Genomic DNA, 2,746 nt, shown 5'->3' on the forward strand with positions numbered 1-2,746 from the left:
CTATTGTGGCCTGTATCAGATCGACTACCAGCCGGTGCCGCTCGATGGTGAGTTGGGCATTGCGGTGGATGATTATCTCGCCGGCGACAAGCCGCGCCCCAACGGCGGTATTATTTTTCCCAATCCCAATGCGCCCACCGGCAAGCTGTTGCCGCTGAGTGAGATTGAGCGCCTGTTACAGATCAATACGGAAACCCTGGTGGTGATCGATGAGGCGTACATCGATTTTGCTGGTAGCCCGGGGCAGGGCGACACCACGGCAATCGCCCTGGTAAACCGCTACCCGAATCTACTGGTTACCCAAACCCTGTCAAAATCCCGCTCCCTGGCCGGCTTGCGTATCGGGCTGGCAGTGGGTGATGAGGCCTTGATTGATGGTCTGAATCGCATCAAGGACAGCTTCAACTCCTACCCACTGGATCGTCTGGCCATTGCCGCCGGCGTGGCCGCGTTTGAGGATCAGGAATGGTTTGAAGAAGGCTGCGAACAGGTGATTGGTCAGCGTGAGTGGCTCACCGATCAGCTGGCGCAGCGGGGCTTCGACAGTTTGCCCTCGGCGGCCAATTTTCTCTTTGCCTGCCACGAGAGGCATAGTGGTGCTGAACTGGCCCAGGGGTTGCGCGAGCAAGGCATTATCGTACGCCATTTTGGCAAACCCGAGCGCATTGCCGACTACCTGCGGATCACCGTGGGCACGCCAGAACAGAATCAGGCGCTGATTGCGGCGCTGGACGGGTTGAGTGAAAAGCTGAAAACTAAAAGTTAAAAAGAATGGAATAAGTTTTGTCGCATGCAGACAAAGAGGCCGCGCCCACACTCTGGGCGCGGCCTCTTTGCGTTAACGGGTAGAGTCGCGCTTGAACTTTGCATTTTATGAAGACGGCGATACTACCGTGGGAAGCGATGCTTGCATCGCGAAGGCGCTTTAGCTTTGCACCGTTGTTCGTGATGCGAGCATTACTTCCCACAGATATTACCAATGTTGGTTTTTTTCAGAGGTCTTATCGCTCCTAAATCGCCTGTTGGCCGAAGTCAGGGTTTGCCCGCTTGAACCTTTCCCATACCTGCGGTACTAACAGGCATCGCCCAACGCAAAGGCCTTAATAATGAAACGTTCGCTACTGCTCGCCTGTGCCCTGATTCCGATTCCCCTTTTTGCCGCTGACTTTGCGGTTACCGCTCCGGTGAGCAAGGCAGTGTTGTTTCCCGCCCAGGCCCATCTCAGTCGTACGTTCTCCCAGGCTTTGCCCGCCGGTGAGCATCAGCTGGTGGTGAAAGGTTTGCCGGAGCTGGATCTGGATAGCCTGCAGGTGGCCGTGAAAGGGGCCAGGTTGCTGGGGATGCAACAAGGGTTTGCCATTGCTGAGGGCGATATCTCGGCCCGTCGTGCCGAGCTGGATGCGGCGATTCTCGACCTGGAGCAGGCCATGGCCGCCGCCCGCGCGGCTGATAGCCTGGACCAGCAACAGATCAATCATCTGCAATCGCTGATGGGGCAGGCGCCACAGGGTGAGGCCGTGTTTGCCCAGGTGCCGGTGGAAAAATGGGCCAGTGCCTGGGAGTCCATTGGCAAGGCGGTGGCGCAACGGCAAGCGGCGATCAATCAGCGTGTGGTGACCCGTGAAGAACAGCAAGGCAAGCTGGAAACACTGCGACAAGAGCGCCAGCAGCTGGGGCAGGTACAGACTCGCAGCCGCCAACTGGTGCTCACTGTTGGTGCTGACGCGCCGTCCACCGCGCGGGTGGAATTGCAGTATTTTACCGGCCAGGCCGGCTGGCAGAATCAATTGCGGGTCGATCTGGATAGCGGTAGTGAAACGGTTGCCGTTACCGGTATTGCGCTGATCCATAACCGCACCGGGGAGGACTGGCAGGATGTCAGTGCCACCCTGGGGCTGGTGCCGGCCGGTTACCGTCAGCTGCCAGATCCGCAACCCTGGATTGTGCGTCTGGCGACGCCGCAACCGGAAATGCGTAAACAGTCCCTGCGCAGCGTGATGGCGGAACCGGCCGCCTTAGAAGCCGATATGGCCAAACACGTGCAGGCGATGCCGGTGGCCGCTCCGGTGGCTCACGGTTTTGATATGCGCGTGCCGCTATCGTCACCATTATCTCTGGCCAGTGGTGTTGGCAGCGCTCGGGTGTCTTACCAGCAGGCCGAACTGCCGGTGACGCTCAGCCGTGAAGGTTATCTCTGGCAACAGCCGGCGGTGTTGCTGGTGGGGGAATGGAAGAATACCAGCGCACTGCCCTGGTTGGCGGGGCGTGTCACGCTGCTGCGAGATGGTCAGCGGCTGGCCCGTTACCACCGCGGCGACAGCATCAAGCAGGGCGAAAAGGTGAAGATGAGTTTCGGCGATGACCCGCGCCTGCAGATTGCCGTGGTGCGCGAGCCATCACAGCAAGGAGAAGTCGGCCTGATCAGCAAGGAGAAGACCCTGTCTGCGCTGAAAAACATCACTCTGACGTCCCATTACGACAAGGCGGTGACGGTGGATCTGCTGGATCGCCTGCCGGTGGCCGGTAACGAGGATATTGCTGTCACGGCCAAAGGCAAAGCCGCAGATGCTAGTGATGTGGATGATGTGAAAGGGCTGCAGCGCTGGCAGTTCACCTTGCCCGCCGGGGGGGAAGAAAGTTTCAAACAAGGCTTCGAAATTCGCTACCCGGAAGGGGCAATGCTGAGCGGTGTAGAAGGGCTTTAAAGGCAATTAATAGTTAATAATGAATAATTAATAACTACACG

The 2,746-nt window shown here is 58.2% G+C and carries 2 protein-coding genes; both read left to right on the forward strand.

Annotation, left to right across the window (positions count from 1 at the left end; translation table 11 throughout):
- Positions 1-766, forward strand: a 766-nt coding sequence (locus A3754_RS17755) for a histidinol-phosphate transaminase (protein ID WP_063520768.1), incomplete at its 5' end; no start/stop codon positions are given.
- A gap of 340 nt (positions 767-1,106) precedes the next feature.
- Positions 1,107-2,705: a DUF4139 domain-containing protein gene (locus A3754_RS17760; RefSeq protein WP_063520769.1), complete on the forward strand. Its 1,599-nt coding sequence runs from the start codon at positions 1,107-1,109 to the stop codon at positions 2,703-2,705.
- The last annotated feature ends 41 nt before the right edge of the window (positions 2,706-2,746 follow it).

The organism is Alcanivorax sp. HI0083, from assembly GCF_001635175.1.